The organism is Rhizobacter sp. P3_B12 (genome assembly GCF_056402895.1).
This window is the reverse complement of sequence record NZ_JBFUGN010001471.1, coordinates 1-1,040: the sequence shown is the minus strand read 5'-3', so window position 1 is coordinate 1,040 and position 1,040 is coordinate 1. Positions and strand designations below refer to the sequence as shown.

Annotated in this window: 1 protein-coding gene; it reads left to right on the top strand. The window is 75.2% G+C overall.

The annotated features are described in order from the left end of the window. Window positions 1-88: 88 nt before the first annotated feature. The coding region (locus tag AC1D01_RS36170; RefSeq protein ID WP_477874560.1) for a winged helix-turn-helix domain-containing protein at window positions 89-1,040 on the top strand (952 nt) is incomplete at its 3' end.

Here is a 1,040-nt window from a genome sequence, read left to right as displayed (position 1 = left end):
GCCATCAGGCGCCGGATGGCGGGCCATCCCCTCATTTGAGGAGGTCGTGCAGCGCGCTGCGCCGGCGGTGCGCCGTCAGAATCCCGCGATGCCGTCGACCGCCCTCCCTGGAGCCGCTTCCCACGCCTTCGCGCTGGCCAAGATCCAGCCGCCACGCCCGCGCACCAGCCTGGTCGGGCGGCCGGTGCTGGAGCACGCGCTGGGCGCGGCACTGCAGCAGCAGCGGCTGACCTTGCTGCTCGCGCCGGCCGGCTACGGCAAGACCTCGGCGCTGGCGCGGCAGATCCGCCTGCTGCCGCCGGGCACCGCGCTCGCCTGGGTGACGGCCGACGAGGACGACCAGCTGCCGCGCTTCCTCGCGTGCCTGGGCAGCGCGCTGGAGCCGCACGACCTGCCGTGGCGGGTCGACCCCGATGCGCTCGCCACGCTGGCGCTCGGCGAGCGCGGGCTGCGCGCGGTGGCCGACGAACTGGTCAATGCGCTGGCCGGCGCCGAGCGCGCGCGCGGCCTGCTGGTGCTCGACGACGTGCACCGCATCGCCGACCCGCAGGTGTTCGAGTTGCTGCAGCTGCTGATCGAGCGGCTGCCGCAGCCATGGGGTGTCGTGATGGCGAGCCGGCTGGAGCCGCCGCTCGCGATGGGCCGCTGGCGCGCGGCCGGCGAGCTCAGCGAGTTCCGGCAGTACGAGCTGCGCTTCAGCGAGAACGAGGTGGCCGAACTGCTGGCGAGCGCCGGCTTGCCGGCCGAGGCCGGTGCGGCGCGCGAGTTGCTGGAGCGCACCGACGGCTGGGCCGCCGGTTTGCGCCTGAACCTGTCGGCGCGGCCGGGCGGCTCCGGGGCACGTGCCGGCGTGCTGACGCAGCGCCACCTGTTCGACTACCTCGCCGCCGAGGTGCTCGACGAGATGCCCGACGAGCTGCGCAGCTTCCTGCTGTGCTGCGCGGTGCTGCCCGAGCTGACCGTGGCGCGCTGCGCGCACGTTAGCGGCTCGCCGCATGCGGCGCGGCTGCTGGCCGAGGTGGAGCGGCGCGGGCTGTTCG